15 protein-coding genes are annotated in these 18,977 nt (G+C 58.1%); 14 read left to right on the top strand and 1 reads right to left on the bottom strand.

Annotated features, from left to right (window positions below; genetic code table 11):
* Positions 1-9 precede the first annotated feature (9 nt).
* The 13 genes from EBA_RS20315 to EBA_RS20255 all read left to right on the top strand — a co-directional run bounded on the left by EBA_RS20315 (position 10) and on the right by EBA_RS20255 (position 14,829).
* Positions 10-1,512: a hypothetical protein gene (locus EBA_RS20315; protein ID WP_192376406.1), complete on the top strand. Its 1,503-nt coding sequence runs from the start codon at positions 10-12 to the stop codon at positions 1,510-1,512.
* On the top strand, positions 1,505-2,017 hold the full coding sequence (locus EBA_RS20310; RefSeq protein ID WP_192376405.1) for a phage tail protein: 513 nt from the start codon (positions 1,505-1,507) through the stop codon (positions 2,015-2,017). Before EBA_RS20315 ends, EBA_RS20310 begins: the two co-directional genes overlap by 8 nt.
* Positions 2,014-3,252, top strand: a complete 1,239-nt coding sequence (locus EBA_RS20305; RefSeq protein WP_192376404.1) for a CIS tube protein — start codon at positions 2,014-2,016, stop codon at positions 3,250-3,252. Before EBA_RS20310 ends, EBA_RS20305 begins: the two co-directional genes overlap by 4 nt.
* A gap of 13 nt (positions 3,253-3,265) precedes the next feature.
* A complete protein-coding gene (locus tag EBA_RS20300; RefSeq protein ID WP_192376403.1) occupies positions 3,266-3,433 on the top strand; it encodes a hypothetical protein in 168 nt (55 codons plus the stop codon).
* A 128-nt stretch (positions 3,434-3,561) separates the two neighbouring features.
* Positions 3,562-3,771, top strand: a complete 210-nt coding sequence (locus tag EBA_RS20295) for a hypothetical protein (protein WP_225616378.1) — start codon at positions 3,562-3,564, stop codon at positions 3,769-3,771.
* Between the two features lie 12 nt (positions 3,772-3,783).
* Positions 3,784-4,830, top strand: coding sequence for a phage late control D family protein (locus EBA_RS20290; protein ID WP_192376402.1), 1,047 nt, complete (start codon positions 3,784-3,786; stop codon positions 4,828-4,830).
* Complete coding sequence (locus EBA_RS20285; RefSeq protein ID WP_192376401.1) at positions 4,827-5,468, top strand: phage baseplate assembly protein V; 642 nt, start codon at positions 4,827-4,829, stop codon at positions 5,466-5,468. Before EBA_RS20290 ends, EBA_RS20285 begins: the two co-directional genes overlap by 4 nt.
* 6 nt (positions 5,469-5,474) lie before the next feature.
* Positions 5,475-7,139 (top strand): hypothetical protein, encoded by a 1,665-nt coding sequence (locus EBA_RS20280; RefSeq protein ID WP_192376400.1) that lies wholly within the window; start codon positions 5,475-5,477, stop codon positions 7,137-7,139.
* Positions 7,140-7,141: 2 nt separating this feature from the next.
* Positions 7,142-7,537, top strand: coding sequence for a GPW/gp25 family protein (locus EBA_RS20275; protein WP_192376399.1), 396 nt, complete (start codon positions 7,142-7,144; stop codon positions 7,535-7,537).
* A gap of 19 nt (positions 7,538-7,556) precedes the next feature.
* Positions 7,557-9,728 carry a putative baseplate assembly protein gene (locus EBA_RS20270; protein ID WP_192376398.1) on the top strand — a complete coding sequence of 724 codons (2,172 nt, stop codon included), beginning with the start codon at positions 7,557-7,559 and terminating at the stop codon, positions 9,726-9,728.
* A gap of 9 nt (positions 9,729-9,737) precedes the next feature.
* On the top strand, positions 9,738-12,164 hold the full coding sequence (locus EBA_RS20265) for a phage tail protein (protein ID WP_192376397.1): 2,427 nt from the start codon (positions 9,738-9,740) through the stop codon (positions 12,162-12,164).
* Between the two features lie 57 nt (positions 12,165-12,221).
* Entirely contained in the window at positions 12,222-13,124 is a 903-nt protein-coding gene (locus EBA_RS20260; protein ID WP_192376396.1) for a hypothetical protein, read from the top strand.
* Positions 13,125-13,137: 13 nt separating this feature from the next.
* Positions 13,138-14,829: a hypothetical protein gene (locus EBA_RS20255; RefSeq protein WP_192376395.1), complete on the top strand. Its 1,692-nt coding sequence runs from the start codon at positions 13,138-13,140 to the stop codon at positions 14,827-14,829.
* 132 nt (positions 14,830-14,961) lie between these two features.
* On the opposite strand, the gene EBA_RS20250 is transcribed toward EBA_RS20255, so the two are convergent.
* Positions 14,962-15,216 carry a hypothetical protein gene (locus EBA_RS20250; protein ID WP_192376394.1) on the bottom strand — a complete coding sequence of 85 codons (255 nt, stop codon included), beginning with the start codon at positions 15,214-15,216 and terminating at the stop codon, positions 14,962-14,964.
* Positions 15,217-15,300: 84 nt separating this feature from the next.
* Between EBA_RS20250 and EBA_RS20245 the strand changes: the two genes are divergently transcribed.
* Positions 15,301-18,975, top strand: coding sequence for a hypothetical protein (locus EBA_RS20245; protein WP_192376393.1), 3,675 nt, complete (start codon positions 15,301-15,303; stop codon positions 18,973-18,975).
* Positions 18,976-18,977: the final 2 nt, after the last annotated feature.

Raw genomic sequence — 18,977 nt, 5'->3', positions numbered from 1 at the left:
CAACAGCGGATGGAATGGCTAGCGGGAGCGCGTATTGCCTTGACGCCACGGCCGGTTGAACGCCGGATCGCGGCTTTGGAAGCGGCCATGCTTGGGCATTGTCCAGGTCGGGTCAGACTTGAGCGCCTGCTGCAATTGCCGGCAGCGTTGGCGGATATGCGCGCGGTCGGATACGGTAAGACAGTCGATGACTTGCTGCTGCCCGGTGCAGTCAGCGAACTGTACCATCTGCCGATACCCTTGCAGTCCAGCGCGGAATTTCACGACATTTTCCCGGATGCGCTTACCGCCACTACCCAATATGTCAGCCTGCTGGCCGGTAACAAAGCCTGGCTGGGTCTGGCGGTCGACGATTTTTTCGCCAACGGCGGCGAAAAACTGTGGGTGGTGCGGATACCGGAAAGCGCGGGACAAGCCGGTTTTCTGCCCGCTGCCAACACGCAATTGCACGATATTACGACTCTCCGGGGCTTGGCCTGTGTGCTGGTCATTCCGGCTTTGGGCGTGGTGGGTTTTCCCGATTTGGAACGCCTGCAGATACCGCCTCGCTTGCCGGATATTCCCCGAGTCCGCTTGGAAAACAACGATCCGCAGTTTCTGCCTTGCACGCAAAATACCGATGACGATCACCGCGAGCGCCGTTACAGTAACGAGTTAATCGACATGTCTTTGCCCTGGCAATTGCCTGAGGTACTGCGCGGTATGCTGCAGTTTGTCAGCAGTCAACGGCCCGATTTGCAATGTCTGTTTACCTTGCCGCTGGCGTATTCCGGAGAGTTGGACAGCCCGGTGCTCGACCCGGCGGCTTTGAGCGCATTGGCCGGGTATCAAGCAAATCCGGATACGGGTCAAGCGCTGCGGTATGTGCAGTTTTTATTTCCCTATCTACGCGGTCCGCGCTTTGCTTTGCATAGTCCGGTCGGCTTGATCGCCGGCCAGCAGGCGGCGGTCGCCCGTCGCGACGGCCCGTGGCGCTCAATGGCGGCCAAGCCTTTAAACACTGACGCCTTGCCTTATCCGCGTTTATCCATCGCCCAAACTATTGGTTTACGCGATAAACCCGGCATCAGTGTGCTCAACTACCGCAACTCGTTTAGTGGCGGCGCGCAGCTCAGCCTTGATGACGAGCGCCTGGTGGTGCCGGCCTTGCCGGTCGCTGATTATCCGTTCGACCGCCAGCGTTACGATGGTTTTCGCTCGGCGGAAGTGATGCGCTTCCTGGGCTTTTTGCGCCGGCAATTGCAGGCCTTGGGCGAGCAATTGATCTTCAATCTGGATTATCGCGATCCCCGCCCGCGATTGTTGTTGGAACAGTTTTTCCGCCGCTTGTACAGCCAAGGCGCCTTGCGAGGTGCGTCCGCCGAGCAAGCCTTCTCGATCCACGAATCGACACCGCAAGAGGGCGCGATGCTCTACGAGATTATGCTGGCGCCGGCGTTTCCGATCGACAGGCTGTTTCTCACCTTTGCCAATTTGAACGGCGAATGGCGCTCGGAGGTGGTCGATGGCTGAAGTCAGCGAATTCGTCGCCTTTCGTTTCAAGGTCAATCTGTACAACAGCGACCAGAGCAGCTTGTTGTGCAGCGGTTACTTCAGCGAAGTGACCGGTTTCGAAGCAACGATGGAACCCAAAGTGATTAACGAGGGCGGCCATAATTGGGGCGAGCATCACCGCTCCGGGCCGACTAAATTCGCGCCGATTATTTTGAAACGCGGCGTCACCGACATCAACGATTTATGGTCCTGGTTCGACATCACCACCCGCCAGGCCAACTACGGCTACCGGCTGAGTGGCGAGATTATCGTGTTCGGCAATCCCAGCGTCAGCGGCGGCAACGTCACCGATAACGCCGTGCTGGTTTGGAAGCTCAGCGGAGTGCTGCCGACCAAATTCAAAGGCCCGGATTTGTCGGCCACCGCCAGCCAGGTAGCCATCGAAGAATTGCAGCTGGTGCATCAAGGCCTGGAATTGCAGCGGCCGGCGCCGGCCAGCACGCAAGGCAGGGGGACGGCATGATAGCCATCGAACGCGGCAAACTGATTCCGGTCAGCGGCGACAACGATAGTCCTGATTTGGATAACGCCATTGACGTGCAATTCAACCCGTCCAGCCTGAAAGTCAGCCTGTCCAACACCTTGAAAGAAAACGCCCGCAACGGCAATAGCCGCTCGGCGCAGTTCGTCGATAAAAGCTCGTCGAATCTGACTATAGAGTTGATTTTTGATACCACTTATATCGAACAGCCCGGTGGCGCGGGCCAGGGTAGCGGGCAGACTGCCAGCAATGCCGGCAGCAACAGCAGCGCCAAGAAAGCCATCGAGCAAGGTTCGGATGTGCGTTTGGAGACCAAGAAAATAGCCGATACGTTTATTAAGCCGGTAGAAGACGGCAAAAAGATGAAAGCGCCCAAACGCTGCCTGTTTCAATGGGGCGCGTTCGAATTTTTAGGCTTGGTGCAAAGCTTTGACGAAACCTTGGATTTCTTTTCCCCGGAAGGCCGGCCGCTGCGCGCGACTGTGTCCTTAAAGCTCAGCGAGGACCGCTACCAGTTTCGTAACCGCGCCGTCGAACAAGCCGCCCGCACCACGCCCAGCCTGAGTTCCACCGGCGCCGGGCCGCAAGGCGGTTCCGGGCAAACGGCCGCGCCGGTGCCGGGAACTAGCGGCGAAGGCGCGGGCAATTGGCGCGATACCTCGCTGTTTAATGGCATAGAGTCGCCCAGAATGCCATCGCTATCGGTGGTGGCGGTGCCGAGTGTGAGCTTGAGTGCGTCGGTGGGGATTAGTGCTGGGATCGGCTTGGGCGTCAATATCAGTGGCGGTGTCAGCGTGAATGTTTCGGCAAGCTTGTCAGCGTCGGTGAATGTTGGTGTTGGCGCTGGTTCTGTCAATAGTGCGGGGGGGACAAAAGCTGCATCACCAGCGGTGCCATCGCCAAGTCCTGCATTCAAATTCGGCAACTCCGCCAGCCTAGGTACCGGCATCGAAGGTGCGTTTAACCCGGCTGGAAAAAAGGGCAGTCTGAATGCCGCCCATATGCAAACCGGCAGTGCGTCGTTGAGACCAGAAGCAATGCCAACCGCCAGTGGCAATCAAACCGGGTCATCGGCCTCTGCGATTGCTGGCGAGAGACCTTTGTCAACCGCTGCAGCTAACCAAGCAGGATCAGCAACTGCGGGCCGCAAAAGTAGCGGCGTATCGGTCAGCAGTTTATTAAAAGCCGCTGCCGACAGCGGCGTTGGATTCGATTGAGCAGGAATTAGACATGCCGGTGTTGATAGATGAAGTGATATTAGAGGTGCAAGACGGCGTCACCGCAGCCGCCGAGCAACAACCGAGCGCGCAGCAGACACCGTTGGCACCAGCGGAAATCGAGCTGGCGCAAATGTTGGAGTTGATCAGGCAGAGGCAAGACAGGTTGAGGATTGATTGAATAGATGTGGGTAAGGAGATTTGTACAAAGATTTTTGGAGGCTTTGAGTAGCGGAAGGGTTTCCTTCCCGTATGCCGCGCCGAGCACCGGAGCTTTTGAACGGATCCGCCCGGAGGGGCGCCGCATGGATGCTGCGCGTTGCCGAAGGGGCAGGAGCCCCTTTCGGCAACCCCGTTCAAAAGCTTCGGAGCGCAGGGAATAAGCGGCATCCGGACCGCCTTTTCTTTGGATACTTTCTTTTGGCGGAGCAAAAGAAAGTATCTCGCCTGTCGGTGCGAGAACCGACATTAAAAAAGATCGTCGCGTTAGCGACACCAACTAAAACAATAAGAAAATAAACTAACAACACTATGCCCGAATCCGCCTTCACCAGCTCCCGCCCAACGATCAAAATCGACGGCGAACAACGCGAAGACCTGCAACAGGCCTTGCTGGCGATGCAGGTCAATCTGCCCTTGCACGGCTGCGCGCATGCCGAATTGCAGCTATCCAATTGGGGGAGGCCGGAAGGCGGGCAAAACCCCGACTTTACTTTGAACGATATTGCCTTGGGTGCCGGCGTGGAAATCGAAATGGGCAGCGACACCCCGCAAAATCTGTTCAGCGGCGAGATTACCGCCATTGAAGAAAGCTACGGCGAAGGCGCGCCCAACATCGCCCTGCTGTTACAAGACAAATTGCATAGACTGGCGCGCAGCCGGCATAACCGCAGCTTTGAGGATCAAAGTCCGGACGAACTAGTGCAAGCCATCGCCGGCGAGGCGGGGCTGCAAACCGATGCGTCAATCTCCGGCATCACGGCCACCTGGCATCAACTCAACGAAAGTGATCTGGCTTTTTTGTTGCGCATCGGCAATCGCTTCGATATAGCCGTACGCTTGGCGGGCAATACCTTACGGGCCAAGCCCGAAGAAGCCGATCCCAACCCGGTCGAGCTTAGCGCCCAGGACAGCGCCTTGAAAGTGCGCTTGATCGCCGATTTAAATCACCAACCGCTCAGCAGCCAAGTCAATGGCTACAACCTGGTCAGCGCCGATCCGGTGGATTTTACGGCCGACACGATGACGCCGGCACCCATCGGCACCAGCGCGGCAGCGGCTTTAGGCAAGCTGAGCTGGCCCGGCGCGGAAATTGTCCCGCAGCCCTTTCCCGGCACTAGCAGCGAAGCGGAAGCCTATGCCAAGGCCGCATTCAAACGCCAAGCCAAACGCTTTATTCACGGCGAAATTGTTTGCCAAGGCGAGGCCAGCCTAAAACCCGGCCGCGAAATCGAGTTGGACGGCGTATCGCCGCGCCTGAAAGGCCGCTACCAGATTGTGCATTGCGTGCATCGCTTCGATAACAACAGCGGTTTCGAGACACACCTGAAAGTCAACAAAGGCGGGTGGCAGTCATGAACAGTCACGCCTTAGGTAATCTGCACAGTTTGCAACTTGGGCAAGTCACCGATAACGCGGACCCGGACAGCCGTGGTCGTATCAAGGTGCGCTTGCTGGCAACGCAGATGGAATTATGGGCCAGTGTCGTCGCGCCGTCGGCCGGCCAGGGTTATGGCGCCAGTTTCGTGCCGCGCCTGGAAGAAATCGTGGTACTGGCTTTCATCACCCCGGAAATGCCGCTGGTGTTGGGTAGCGTCTGGGCCGGTAGCAGCAGTGTGCCGGCAGAAGCCGATCCGCAGGAAGATCATTATGTGATTCGCACCCCGCAGGAAACAGTGTTGGATTTCGACGACGGCAACGGCCCGAAACTGGAATTGCGCACCCGCTCCGGTTACAAGATTTCGATAGACGAAGCCGGCGGCGGGGAAATTGTCATCGAGCGCTCCGACCAAAGCGTTACCCTTAATAGCACCGGCATTGCGGTGCGCAGCAGCGGCAGCGTTACGGTCGATGCCAGCACGGTGACCATTAACGCCAGCATGGTGACAGTGAATGCCAGCATGTCCAAATTCAGCGGCGTGGTGCAAGCCGATACAGTGATCGCCACCGCGGTGGTGGGTAGTTCTTACACGCCGGGCGCCGGCAACATTTGGTAAGGGATTATGAAAACCGAACAAGCTCTGCATCCCATTAAACTGAAACCGCCGTTTTATCAGGAGGACGGGCAATGCGGTTTGCATCGTTATCTGGATGCGGAGTTTATCAACCGCTTCAAGCAGGATATGCAGCGCCGCCAGTTCGATTTGCCGCAGTTCAGCGCTTGGCAACAGGAAGAACGCCATAGCCGCCACGGCCAGCAGCCTGTGTTGCGCTTGCCCTTGCATCGGGCTTTTCATATCGTCAGCTGCGAAGTGGTCTGTGACCGTTTTGGCGAGCCGGCGCTGGACCCGCAAAAAATCAGCTCGGCCGGTTTCGTGATACGCCGGCTCAACGGCGGCCGCGAGCAGGCCTGGATGCTGGAAGACGGCGAAGCCTTGGGTTGGCAGGACGCGCCCAGCGAGCTGCGCGACCCGGATCTGCATCGCCGCTTGTGCGCCAACGGCGTACTGCACAAACGCGATGAGCAGGCGGCGTACAGCGGCGAGGAAGTGCATCCCTTGCATGTGTTAAAAACCAGCGACGCCAAGCGTAAAACCCACACGCTGTTGTTCGGCTATTTGCCGCTGGGCGGTTTTTATTATTTGCGCGATGTTAGTCAGGCTTTCGATACCGCCGACCAAGCGCAAACCGCCAGCGTCGCGGCGACGATGTTGCCTTGGCCGTTCGGTTATCGACAACCGCTCAATCAAACCTGGCTGACTGAACACAGCAAGCCTTTGGCGCAAGGCCTGCCCAGCAAAGCTTTTTTCGAATTGCTGAGAATATTGGTCAACCGTTATCACCTTGGAGAAGCCGGCATCGCCGAAAACGCCGCTCTGGAAAATAAAGCGCAGCAATTGTGGCTGTACGACGAGGCCAAACTGCCGGCTGGTTTGCCAGGCCAAGCCTACACCGAAACCAGCCAGGGCTTGTTCGCGCCGTATCGGCAACAAACCTTTTATAGCTATCTGCAAGCCTGCTTTGCGATGGGCGGTGATAACCCGTTGGTGCGTTGGTTGATTCAACAAGAACAGGCGATAGATACAGTTGGCGGCTTGGACAAGCTGGGGGCATTGCCGGCCTTGCCGAATGCTAATGGGGTTGGCAGCCTGAATCTGACACTGTTGCTGCTGGCCGCCGATGCCCAGGAAATCCGTGTGTTGTTGGACCAACGCCTCAGTGACCAAGCCTTGAATAAGGTCAAGGAAATTCCGCTGCCCAAATTCGCGCAAAACCTCGGCGATGTCTATCAAGTAGTGGCTTTTGTCCGTGCCAAAAACCAGCAGGGCCAGGAACAGATTCAATGGGCCAATGCCGACACCCGCAGCATTCAGTTCCGTGTCGCCGCGCCCTTCGATCCGGACGCCAGCCGGCCGGCGCTGATTCAGATGCCGTCGCTGGCCGATCTGCGTCGCGGACTGGCCAAGGGCGCGGCGATGATCACGCCCGCTGATACCTTCGATTTAATGAACAAATTGAAATTGAATAAGGGTGCCAGCGAAGACACTGTAAAAGACACTGCCGGCCCGGACTTTGGGATTCAATGGATTTGTTCGTTCAGCTTGCCGGTGATTACGCTGGTGGCAATGATTTTGCTGATGATCATGATCTCATTGCTGAACATCGTATTTTTCTGGCTGCCGTGGGTACGGATTTGCCTGCCGTTTCCAAAGATTAAGGGAGGTTGAAAATGCGCACGCCGGTACCCGAGATTATCAGCTGGCCCTTGGGCAATATCGATGCCGACGGGCGCTTGAGCTGGACCCGAGACGATCAGAGTATCCGCGAGGTCATGCTCAACATTTTGCTGACCCGTCCAGGCGAGCGCTTGCAACGCCCGACTTTCGGCGCCGGCTTATTAAACTTTGTGCATCAACCTAATAACGAAACCACCCGGCATTTAATCGCCGGTGTGGTGCGCAAATCGCTGGAAACCTGGGAGCCACGAGTGGAAATCGACGAAGTGCAGGTGCAGGCCAGTCCCGCCAGCGTCGCCGATGTGCATATCAATATCCGCTATCGGTTGCGCAATAGCCAGCGCCCGGCGGAACTGGGATTCACGCTAAACCTGAGCCTGCCGGCTTGAGGCTGCAAGAGAGGCCGTTATGCCATTACCGGTACCGAATTTAGACGATAGACGCTTCGACGATCTGGTCGCCGAAGCCAAGGCCCGGCTGGCAAATCATTTGCCGGAGCTAACCCAGATCGCGCCCGGCGATCCTCTGCACAGTTTCGTGGATTTGTTCGCTTGGCTGACCGAAACCATTTTGTATCGCGCCAATTTAATCCCGGAACGCCAGCGCCGGGTGTTTCTGAATTTGCTGCAAATCCCGGTACGCGCCGCCCGGCCTGCCAAAGGCATAGTCTGCATAGACGCCGGGCCGACCAGCGTGTTGCCGGCACCCTTGTTGGCGGATGGCAGCCAGCTCCGGGCCGGCAAACAAATTCTGACAGCGGTCGGCGAATTGCAACCCACCTGCTTGAGCTTGCAGGTGTTGATCAAACAAAGGCTGGAGGTTGCCGATTTAGCCGCGTTGGGTTTGACCTTGCAGGATTTGCAGGAACAGTACGGTCTGCGCAACGGCCAACGGCCGGAGCCGTTTCAACCTCGTCGTTTCGAGCCGGTTAAGGAAGTGCTGGATCTGACTAGCAGTTTGGATCGCAGTTTTTACCTGGCTTGCATCGCCCCCCGGCAACTGGAAAGCCAGATTGCCTTGCTGCGCAGTCATCTAGCTGGCTTGGCTTTTAATATCGGTATTGCGCCTGCCGACGAGTTGGAAGGTGACGCGATCAATGAGCTGAATCCGCGCAAATTGCTTTGGGAGCTGGTATCCACCGGTGAGGCCGGTGAAACGATTTATTTACCCTTGGATGTGTTGGCCGACAGCTCTAAAGGTGGTCGGCAAACCGGCGTGGTGCGTTTACGTCTGCCGAAGAACCCTGCGCTGTTTCAGGCTTTTGTGCCTACCGATCCAATGTTCAGCGGCGTCGGCGATAGGCCGCCGGAATTGGCGGATCAAGTCGAAGCCGGCCGGGTGGCCTTTTGGCTGCGCCTGCGTTGCCCGGAACATCCCAAATTACAACTGGGCTACCTGGCGCTGAACGCTGTCGATGTGCTGGCCCAAGGCTTGAAACAGGATTTGCTGGTGGGCATGGGGACCGGCCAGCCCGATCAAGTGGTGGTCTTGCCGGATCAGAATATCGAGGCTGCTACCTTGCAACTGGATGTCGAGGAAAACGGCGCTTGGGTGGTTTGGCAACAAGTGGATTTCCTGGCCGGCCAGGCTGCCGATGCCAGAGTGTATCGGCTCAATCCGCAGTCCGGCTATGTCTACTTTGGTGACGGTACGGTGGGGAGACGGCCGCCTGTGGGCAGCCGAATTCGCATCGCCGCTTATTTATTTGGTGGCGGCAGTGCCGGCAATATCCCCGCAGGATCGGTCAAGGAAGTAGTCAGCGGCAGTGCGCGCTATAAATTGCGCCACGAATGGCCCTTGCACGGCGGACGCGATGCGGAAACTGTCGAACAGGCCGAAAAACGCATCCCGCAATTTCTGACCCATCGCAACCGGGCCGTGACCCAGCAGGATTTCAAAATCATCACCGAAGCCAATCCCGTCAATCCGGTGGCCCGCGCCGAAGTATTGATCGGTTTTCTGCCCGGTGCCAGCATTCGTGCGGCGCGCGACGATGTGCCGGGAGTGGTCAGCGTGTTCGTGCTGCCGCCGGCTGAACCCGCTTTAGGACATACGCCCAAGTCTAACCAGGGCTTGTTGAAGGATGTGTTTGCCTATCTATTGCAGCGGACCATGGTCGGCACCGAATTGTATGTGTTAAGTCCGGAGTTCGTGCCGATTGCGGTCAGCGTAAAAGTGCAGGTGCGCGACATTGAAACCGAGCAACAAACCCTGCGCGATGTGCAGCAGACTCTGCTGGAATACCTGTGGCCCTTGGCGCCCGGCGGTGCGCGCGGTGTTGGTTGGCCTTTGGGCGGTGCAGTGCGCGCTAACGAATTATTGACCCAGGCGGCGCGGGTGGCCGGTGTGCAAGCCATCAATGCTTTGAGTCTGTTTCAACGCGGCAGCAATGGCTGGCGACGTTTGCAAGCCGACGAGCCTGTCAATTTGACTAAATATCAGTTGCCGGAACTGTTGGGCGTACGCGCCGATAGCGGTTCCGGCGCGCCGGCCTTACCGGACGGCATTGGTTTGCTGGAAGGCCAAACCCCGGACGATAGTTTGGGCGTCGCGGTGCCGGTAATACCGGACATTTGTTGAGGGCGAGCGATGGACGTCAACAACACCCCGTATTTTTTACTGAAAGGCCAGGCCGATTTCGAACAGGGTTCCAGTCATTTGAGCTGGAACACCGGTTTGCAGGCGCTGACGCTCGCACAAAACCAGGTCTTGCGCTTGCCAGCCGCCGATCCGGCGGCGGCTTTGTTGGCTTGGGAGACCAGCGCGCCGCTGGCCTTGGACAGTTTTAATCAGATCGGTCGCTTGAGTGCCGACGGTAGGCGCGTCGAATTGAACAGCGGCCGTGGTTATCTGAGCTTGCAGGACAATGAATTGCAGGATGTCGTCGCGCCGCAGGGCCGCTTTACCGACATGGCGTTCGCGGCGATTGCCCGCAGCGGCAAACCGGGCTTTGGTCTGCCAGCCGGCGACGGTAGATTGGCCTTGCCGTTCAGTGACGGTGTCAATCAGCATGGTTTACTGTTGTTTCATTTGGCCCGACGTTGGCAAACCTTCTGTGCATGGGGCAATGCCGACGGCGAGGATGCTGGTTCGCAAATGCCGCTTAGGGCCTGTGTCGACGCGGAACAGCGCGTCTGGTTAATCAGTGAATCGGGTTTGATGTTATGCAGTGGCGAACCGCTGCCCTTACCCTACACGCCGCAACCGGTACGCTTTGAGCCCGAGCAGGCCAATCCGCATCCATTAAGCCGCATCTGGCAGCAAGCCTTGCCGGAGGGTATGCAGGCGCTGGCGCTATGTTGCGATTTGCAGCAGTTATATCTGTTGTGCCACGACGGTATGGGGGCGCAGGCCATATTGACGCGGCCTCTATCGGCATTGGCCGATGCGCCATTCAAAACCTACGCTTGCCCGGCCGAGTTGCCGTTTGTTGTCGATCTGGCGCTGGCTGCCGATTCGTCTTTACCGGACAGCGGCCGGCTGGCGGCTTTGGTACCGCGCGCGGCGAATGATGCGAATTTCACGCAACGCGATTGCCCGGTATTGACGCTGTATTGGGATAGCGAAACCAGCAGCGGCCAGGCCCGCTTGCTGCACGAACGCTATCCAATGTTGTCGCAAGCCGTGCCGCGTTTTGTCAGCAGCGCCGACGGCCAGTTGCGTTATCAAGCCGAGGCCGATGCGGATTTTCCGGCGATTGAGCCGCGTCCGCGAGAATTGCATGCCTTGCGCCGGCCACAGTTTTTTCTGGAAGGCACGGCCTTGCTGCATGAGCTGGATTCCGGCCAAGTCGATACGCAGTGGCATAGATTGTATCTGGACGCCTGCATCCCGCCGGGCTGCGATATTCAGATTGCAGTGCGGGTATTTGCCAGCCGGCAGGCGGTTCGGCCCAAACCTATCGAGCAACCCGCGCCGCTGTGGAATCCGCTGGCGTCGGAATTGCCATTCGCGGCAAGCCTGGCCGGCCAGCAAGCCGGCAGCAGCGGTCTGTTCGAGATTCTTTTGCAGCAGCCGTCCGGTCGGGTGCGGCAATTGCGCGGACGCTATCTGCAAATTCAAGTGACTTTGCGCGGCGATGGCCGGCAAAGCCCGGCTTTGCATGCCATCAGAGTCTATTACCCGCGCTTTTCCTACCAGGAAGCCTATTTTCCGGAATTTTACCGGCAGGAACTCAGTTACGACCCGGCGCAAGCTGTAGGTCCGGCCAATGGCGCCGACGTTCGCGAGCGCTTGCTGGCAGCCTTCGAAGGGGTATTGACCCCGCTGGAAGGCCGGATTGCCGCCAGCGAGCAATTGCTGGCGCCCGAGGCAACGCCTGCCGCTAACCTGCCTTGGTTGGCCGAGGCGGTCGGTGGCCGTCTGCCTAGCCACTGGCCGGAAGCCCGGCAGCGGCGCTGGCTAAGGGATCTGACCTTGATTCAACAGTACAAAGGTACGCTGGCCGCGTTGAATCTGGCTTTGGACATCGTCAGCGACGGCGGCGTGCAGCGCGGCGAAATTGTGGTTTTAGAGAATTTCCGTTTGCGGCGGACCATGGCGACGATCTTGGGCATAGACATGGACGATGGCGATCACCCGTTAACTCTGGGCACAGGGATGAGCGGTAACAGCATCATCGGCGACAGCCTGATTCTGTCGGAAAGCGACGCCCGGCAATTTCTGGCGCTATTTGCGCCGGCATTGGCCACCGTTGACGAGGCGGCACAGGTCAAAGCGTTTTTTGAAGAATACGCGCATCAGGTCAGTATCTTGCTGCACGGGCGGGCGGTGAGTTTGCGCACTGCCGTCGAAGACATTTTGACCGAACAACTACCGGCGCACCTGCAATACAAAATCATCGAAACCGAACATCCTTTCGTGCTGGGTATCGCGCCGCTGCTGGGCATGGATACCTTCATCGAAACCGCGCCGCCGTTCCGCCGCGTCACGCTGGATGACACTTATCTGGGCCGCGAAGGAGTTTTGAAAAACCCGGCGGCCTTTTCACCGGAGGACATCAATGCACAGGCTTAGTGATTTTCTTGAATCGAATTTCGGTAATGCCTTCTTGGCAGCAAACGCGGAGGCCGCATGGACACCCTAGACGATTTCACCACGCTGGAACAGGACGCCACGTTGGCCGAGCCCTTGCGCCGCGTGGCTTACGAGGCCGGGATGATGCTGGGTCTGGAAGCGACCCGTGACGAGCAGGCCTACCACCGCCGCCGTCTGACCCGGCATCAATATTGGCTGCAAGGCTACGGCACCTTGGCGGGCATGCTGGTCAGCATGGCGCCGGCTACGCATCCCAACAATACCGACAATCTGACGGTACGCTTGCTGGTGAGTCCGGGCATAGGCATCGACGGCCTGGGCCGCGAGGTGTTGATTCACGAACCCTACTGCATCAATCTCGGCGACTGGCTGGCCGCGCAATCGGAGAGTCATCTGCGCGAAGGATACAGCGACGCCGATAATCTGCTCTGGCTGAAAATCTGCGTGCGGCAAAAAGATTGCCCGGTGGCGATGCAACCGGTGCTGGCGCGCAAGCTCAATCTCAGTACCGATGCAGTGCAACCCAGCCGCACTGCTGACAGCGTGCGTCTGGAATTGATTCCGGAATTACCACCTCCCGCGGGTGACGATGCCTACCAACCCTGGGCCTGCCATCAAGCCTTGCCCGCAGCGATGCCGGCCTTGTCGGCCGTCGAACAAGCCTGGTTGCAGCAAGTGCAAACCGATAATTCTGAGGCCGGCGCGCAACTGGCGCTGCATGCCCGTTTGCTGCACGCGCTGGACGGTAGTGGCGTTAATCCCCGGCAATTGAATGATGAACTGGAGGAGGGCGCCCGCTTGTTGCTGGCCAGGATCAGCATCAGCGTCGCCGACATCAACGCGATTTTGGTCAACCCGCAATTAATCTCGATCAACAACTTGGTGCGGCCGTTCCTGGCCACCGCCAGCCAATTGGCCTGGCTGGCGCGCCAGCCCTGATCAAGGAGGGACTATGAGCGACATTCTATTTCAACCCCTGGGCAATCCGATTGCCGCCGGACTGGCGCTGGATCAGGTTGCCGACATCGACCCGCGTCTGACCCGCAGCCATTATTTCGACGGCCGCTTGCTGACCGCCGAAGACCTGACCCGCGATCAAATCTATCTGGATCAGCGTTTGCGCGAACTCGGCCGGGTGCTGGGCAGCGGCATCGTCGGCGGTCTGGCCTTGAGCTTCGACCGCTTCACCGGCTTGCTGACGCTGGAACCGGGGTTGGCAATGACGCCGGCCGGCCGGGTGCTGGAGCTGGGTAGCCGGCTGATCGTCAATCTACGCGACCGGGCCTTGATCAGCGGCCTGAACGACGGCAATTTCGCCAATCTGAACCGGGGTTTGTATGCGGTCGTGTTGCGGTATGTCGATGTGGGCACCGACATAGCCGAAGTGTTCCCGAAAGATTTGAGCGCCAAACGCGGCTTTCAATACGCGATGATTACCGAGTCGGTGCAAATGGGCTTGGTGCCTTTGCCGATTCCGCTGCCGCAACAAAGCCCGTTGCAGATTCGGGCGCGTTTGATGAGAGAGTTGCTTGGCGATGATCAATTGCACGGCTTGTTGCCGGAAGACGCCGTGGCACTGGGTTTGGTGGCGATTCAAGAAGGCGCACCGCAATGGCTGGATGCGCAATTGCTGCGCCATCCCTTGCGTGCCGAGCCGGGCATAGATTCATTACAAAGCGATTTGTCCCGGCAGTACGAGGCCTTATTAACCGACATATTAAGCAATCGCCGTAGCGGCGGGCTGACCGGCGATTTTCATGCCAGCGATTATTTTTCCCTGTTGCCGCCGGTCGGCACTCTGCCCAAGGAAGCGGTCGATCCGGTCAACGGTCGGCAAGGTTATTTTCCGGAAAACTATCAGGTCGCTATCGCACCTTTACGGCAATCGGACGTGGAACAGATTCGCGCCGAATCCCTGGCTTTGCCGCCTATTGATTTAAGCAACGGCGAACCTGTGGACATTGTGGTGCTGGTGCCCTTGTCCAATCTGGATTACGGGCATTACGCCGCGCAACTGGAGCGCAATTTCGACCCGAATAAACGCCTGCTGCCGCAGCTGGATTTGCTGCGATTGAAGCTATATCCCGTAAGGCCGGTGCATGCTCTGGATACCGACCAGGCCGCCTGGCAAGCCATCTGGGATCGTTTCGGCAGCAATGCGCCGCTGTACATGCGCCGGCCCAGCCGCGCCGCAGAAACCTCGATCAGCGGTATCGTGTTAGCACTAGGCACTTCTTTGCCGACGCCGCCCGAAGTGGTGGGCGGCCCAGCCGACGGCGGCGGCTTGATCGACGACGAAGACAGCGTGTTCTTGAAACGGGTGAATTACCCGATGCTGGCCGAGCTGCGCCCCCCCAGCGACGACGCCGGCCGTGCCGCCTTAGCGGCGTTGGTTGAGTCCTTCAAAGAATCAACATTGGTCGCCGCCAGCCAGCGCATCTTGTTGTTGGTGGAACGCCAATACGACGCTGTGATCTGGCAAACCCTGCAACAACTGGCTGCGGCTAACAACCTGGAAGCATTTTTGGCCGGAGTGCGCGCCAAGCCCGCCAACCAGACCACCGGCGCCTGGGTTGGCGCGAGCGGTGCAGGATTGGGCTTGGATAATGCGTTGATCGGTCAATGGACCGCGCTTTTGGGGTGAGGGGATGAAATTTTGGGAGCGGGTTTGGGAAATGCCGGTTTTGTAGGATAGGCACGATTAAGTGCCGTCGCGGAATCCACAGCCAACGGTGGGCAAAATTGCCCACCCTACGCATTTGATTGTTTTGGTGCTCTAAAAGACTTTGATTTCGGGACTGGTTTTCATCCCGTATGCCGCGCCGAGCACCGGAGCTTTTGGACGGAATAGCCCGCAGGGGTGCGGCATGGATGCCGCACGTTGCCGAAGGGGCAGGAAGCCCCTTTCGGCAACCCCGTTCAAAAGCGAGGAGCGCAGGGAATAAGCGGCATCCGGGTGTCTTTTCTTTTGGATACTTTTCTTTGGACAAGCAAAGAAAAGTATCTCGCCTGTCGGTGCGAGAACCGACATTAAAACACCTGTCGCGATAGCGACTCAACAAACAAGGTTAAAAGGGATACCAGCGTAACGGTAGCCCAATAAGGAGTAGCCATCATGTCCATGATCCTGCTGCATAACCCCATCGCCAGCTCCCGCAGCTTGCAACGGGTGCACATGTTCCCCGGCCGGCATCTGGGCGAGGAAGAGTTCGACCGCGAACAGGCGTATGCCGATGCGCGGTTGGCTAACGTGTTACAGGGCAAAGCCGCCGGCATCGTGCACGGCCTGGATTTACAACTGGGGCCGAACGGCGTAGCCGAGCCGGGCTTTAGTGTTAGTTCCGGTCTGGCATTGGCAGCCAATGGTCAGGCGTTGGGTCTGTACTATCCGCCACGCGCCGAGTGGCAGGATTTGATCGATAGCTATCTAAACCGCACTCAGGTCGCCAGCGCGGTGGGCGTTTATTATTTGCTGTTGACGCGCGGTGACCGGCAAATCGACGGGCCGGGCGTTGATCCTTGCCAACGTACCGAACTGGATCCGACCCGCGATACCCAGCGGGTATTGGCCGGCAGCCTGGCTCTACAGCGCATCAATATCAGCGACGCTGCAGTGAATACCTGGCCGCGTGATCGCATAGAAAACTGGGTGGCCGCCGACCGGGTCGATGCCGGTTTCATGGCCAAATTGGGACACGCCGTGCCGTTGGCTTTGCTGGCAGTGGTGAGCAACGAGGATGCCAGCTACCGAATCGCCTGGCTATCGCAAGAAGCCGGCCGCTACGAAGCTATGCCGAACAGTGGTTACCGGGTTTTGTTGAATCAAAGCGGTGCGGCGATGCGGCGGGTAATGCAGGCGGCCGGTTTGCCGGCCAATGCCGGGATTGCCTTGCCGCAATTCCTGCAAGACAATCTGCATCTGGATTTTCTGCCGGCCGCCGGCCAGTTGCCGTTGGATTGGCTGCAAAACCCCGCCGCGCCGGCGCCTAATCTGCTTTGGCTACCGACACATCTGGGTATCGATATGGTGCCGGTGCCGGAAGAAGCTGTGATCGAGTTGTTAAACGGCCATATCGCCCGCCGAGTCATTGATTTGCGTCAACCAGCCGGCGACAAGATTCGCTTGCTGTTGGCGGTGAACGAGCCTGATTACCGGCCCAATCTATTGGATATTCCGCAAACCGACAGTGTGCTGGAAAGCGATATTTTCCGGTTTTACATGCGCGCTTACGAAGCCTGGCGCAAATGGCGCCAACAATTCGATGCCTTGTATTTCGTCGAACCGTCCAACACCCCGCCTCTGGCTGGCGGCATAGGTGTGATAGAGCATGCGGTGCTCGATCCCGCGCAATTCAAAAATCTGGATTTGCCCAAACCGGAAATGCCGCCAGCCTTGCCGTTGACGATTTTCGAGAAAGTCATCGCTCGCGCCAACAGCGAACAACAAGACCCGCAAAATCCCGGTACGCCCTATCCCTACAGCAAAGGCGTGCCTGCATTGCCTAACTTTTACAGCAATTGGTTGGGTGAAGACGGCAATCCGCCGCCGATAGCCACGCCCAGCGACGACGGTTTGGTGGTGCAGTACGCGGTGGCTTTGGTGGAACTGGAAGCCATAGAAAACCAGATTCGGGCGATCCGCAGCCGAGTCGAGAAAACCCGCGACTTTTTATTATTGCAGCGCCAGCAACTGGATTCGCAAACCGTGGCGCTGGCCGCGCTGGCAGGCGGCGTGGCTGGCGACGGCACCGGCTTGCAGGTCGCCCGCTGGCTGCCTTATGCCAATCTCAACGCCACCGACATTCCCAATAACGTCGACAAAGCGGTCAGCACGGAAAGCGTGGTCAGCAATGCGCCTAAAGCGGTCTTTGCCACGGCGTCCGCGGGCTTATTCAACAGCGCGATCAGTCAGATGGCTGCGCCGAAAATCAGCGCCAGCAGTGCCTTGAGCAACAATTTATTGAGTAACGCGCTGGCCTCCACGTCGTCAGTTTCCAAGTCGGCGTTTTTATTGACCAGCAAGCCGCAAACCTACTCGGCGTTTGAATTGGGCATCAATAAAAACCGCCTGGATATGTTGTCGCGCATCACCAAGGAAGCGGTTAGCAAGCCGGCGTTTGAGGCCAAGGAATACCGCTTTGGCGTGATCGATCATATCAGCCCGGAAATCAACGAATATGCCAAAGCCTATTACGGGATGAAGGAATTGCTGGCCACGCTGACCGATTTATTCGACCCCACCGACGCCGCGACCTTGCGCAAGCAGATGGAAAAAATCGGCGTGGTGGAAGACGATCAAGCCGGCGCCAATGCCACGAATCCGTTCGAGCGCAGCGGCAAATTGGAGTCGCCAACGGTGCTGGATAATCTGGCCGACAAAAACGCTCCGAATAATCCGCAGCGTTCCAGCCTGTTAAAAATCCAATACCGCTACCATGCCTTGTTCAAAGCCGGACGGATTTTGACGCAATGGATCGCGATTTTCGAGGCGCGTTACAACAATATCGAACGCAAACTGCAAGGCAAGTTACGCGAACAAGCCAACAAGCTGGCGCAGATCGACAAACTGGCCGGTTTGATCCGGGTGGCGAGGGAAACCCTGGAAGGCATGGACAGATTCCGCGTCGAACAACTCGGCGACTATGGCGTCGCGCAGCGTTTGCTGGATGAAGACTGGCGGCAGGTCTGGACTTTGAATAACGAGCGCACGCGGATTCTGACCAAGGCTTTGCGCGGCTTATATTACGTCAGAGTGCGCGGTACGCCGGTCAGCGCTGCCTTGGCCGATCCGCTGGCTTTGCGGTATGGCAGCCGCAATGACATTGTCCCCGGCTGCGACTGGGAAGAAGAAGTGGACTTGCCGGCGGCGCTGGACCCGTTTTTTGCGGCAATCTGCGAGATTCCGATGGACGACTGGGCAAGCTTAAAACCGTTGCGGCCCAAGCTGCCGCCGTTTCAGCAATTCGATTATCTGGGGCAATTGCGCCAGGCCCGCTTCAAAGCCAGACCTGCCAGCCTGCTGACGCCTGCCAATACCGATACCTTGCAGGCCCGCCTGCAAACCGTGCATCTGCAAACCCAGATTGTCATGCAGCAGTGGGCCAGTTTTAGTTTGCCGGCTTTTACCGCCAGCAGTTTGCAAACCCAGGCGGCGGCCGCCAAAGTGTTGGCCTTGGCAGACCTGGTCGGCGCCGCCGGACCGCTACGCAAACCAGCCCACGAATTGCGCGAGCAGTTGGAGCACTGCCAGTTTTGTTTGCTGGAAAAACTCAATCTGTTGCCGCCGTCCTTACGTTTGCAGTGGGGGCAACTGGCTGAAGACGACCAGATTCGTGTCGAGGACGTATCCTGGTGGCCGGGCATGGATAGAGCGGAAGCCGACGATTTTAACGCCGTCCGTACTGTGTCGGAATTAATCGCCTGGTGGTTCCGGCAATTGGACCGCGATGCATCCGCCGCCAGCCGCAGCGCGATGCGTAATATGATTCGGGCCGTGCTGATTCATGCTTCCTTGGGCGATCCACAAGAAATCATTCGCGGCAACGTGCATGTGCCGCCACGCTTGGCAGCGATAGGTGAGCGCTTGCAAGTCAAACTAAACCGGCCGCCGTTGCCCGGCACTCGGCTGCAATTGCTGGATACCGAGCAGCGCGTAGTGGCGGTGTTGGCGGTGGAAGACCACAGTCCGCAAAGCACCCAGGTCACTATCGTCGATATGTTGCAAAGTGGGGTGAAGATCAACACCCGCTTTAGTGTGGTGGCGAACAAGCTGACGCAGCAGCGTTTGTAAAT

It is taken from the genome of Methylomonas albis (genome assembly GCF_014850955.1).
GTDB classification, from domain to species: Bacteria; Pseudomonadota; Gammaproteobacteria; order Methylococcales; family Methylomonadaceae; genus Methylomonas; species Methylomonas albis.
The sequence above is the reverse complement of the archived record's forward strand: the minus strand, read 5'-3'. Positions and strand labels throughout refer to the sequence as shown.

What these genes read in the sequence shown, in the direction of transcription:
- EBA_RS20295 (WP_225616378.1), top strand. Translation starts at nt 3,562, where the DNA reads ATGCTGCGCGTTGCCGAAGGGGCAGGAGCCCCTTTCGGCAACCCCGTT.
- EBA_RS20290 (WP_192376402.1), top strand. Translation starts at nt 3,784, where the DNA reads ATGCCCGAATCCGCCTTCACCAGCTCCCGCCCAACGATCAAAATCGAC.
- EBA_RS20315 (WP_192376406.1), top strand. Translation starts at nt 10, where the DNA reads ATGGAATGGCTAGCGGGAGCGCGTATTGCCTTGACGCCACGGCCGGTT.
- EBA_RS20285 (WP_192376401.1), top strand. Translation starts at nt 4,827, where the DNA reads ATGAACAGTCACGCCTTAGGTAATCTGCACAGTTTGCAACTTGGGCAA.
- EBA_RS20305 (WP_192376404.1), top strand. Translation starts at nt 2,014, where the DNA reads ATGATAGCCATCGAACGCGGCAAACTGATTCCGGTCAGCGGCGACAAC.
- EBA_RS20265 (WP_192376397.1), top strand. Translation starts at nt 9,738, where the DNA reads ATGGACGTCAACAACACCCCGTATTTTTTACTGAAAGGCCAGGCCGAT.
- EBA_RS20255 (WP_192376395.1), top strand. Translation starts at nt 13,138, where the DNA reads ATGAGCGACATTCTATTTCAACCCCTGGGCAATCCGATTGCCGCCGGA.
- EBA_RS20300 (WP_192376403.1), top strand. Translation starts at nt 3,266, where the DNA reads ATGCCGGTGTTGATAGATGAAGTGATATTAGAGGTGCAAGACGGCGTC.
- EBA_RS20280 (WP_192376400.1), top strand. Translation starts at nt 5,475, where the DNA reads ATGAAAACCGAACAAGCTCTGCATCCCATTAAACTGAAACCGCCGTTT.
- EBA_RS20245 (WP_192376393.1), top strand. Translation starts at nt 15,301, where the DNA reads ATGTCCATGATCCTGCTGCATAACCCCATCGCCAGCTCCCGCAGCTTG.
- EBA_RS20250 (WP_192376394.1), bottom strand. Translation starts at nt 15,216, where the DNA reads ATGTCGGTTCTCGCACCGACAGGCGAGATACTTTTCTTTGCTTGTCCA.
- EBA_RS20275 (WP_192376399.1), top strand. Translation starts at nt 7,142, where the DNA reads ATGCGCACGCCGGTACCCGAGATTATCAGCTGGCCCTTGGGCAATATC.
- EBA_RS20270 (WP_192376398.1), top strand. Translation starts at nt 7,557, where the DNA reads ATGCCATTACCGGTACCGAATTTAGACGATAGACGCTTCGACGATCTG.
- EBA_RS20310 (WP_192376405.1), top strand. Translation starts at nt 1,505, where the DNA reads ATGGCTGAAGTCAGCGAATTCGTCGCCTTTCGTTTCAAGGTCAATCTG.
- EBA_RS20260 (WP_192376396.1), top strand. Translation starts at nt 12,222, where the DNA reads ATGGACACCCTAGACGATTTCACCACGCTGGAACAGGACGCCACGTTG.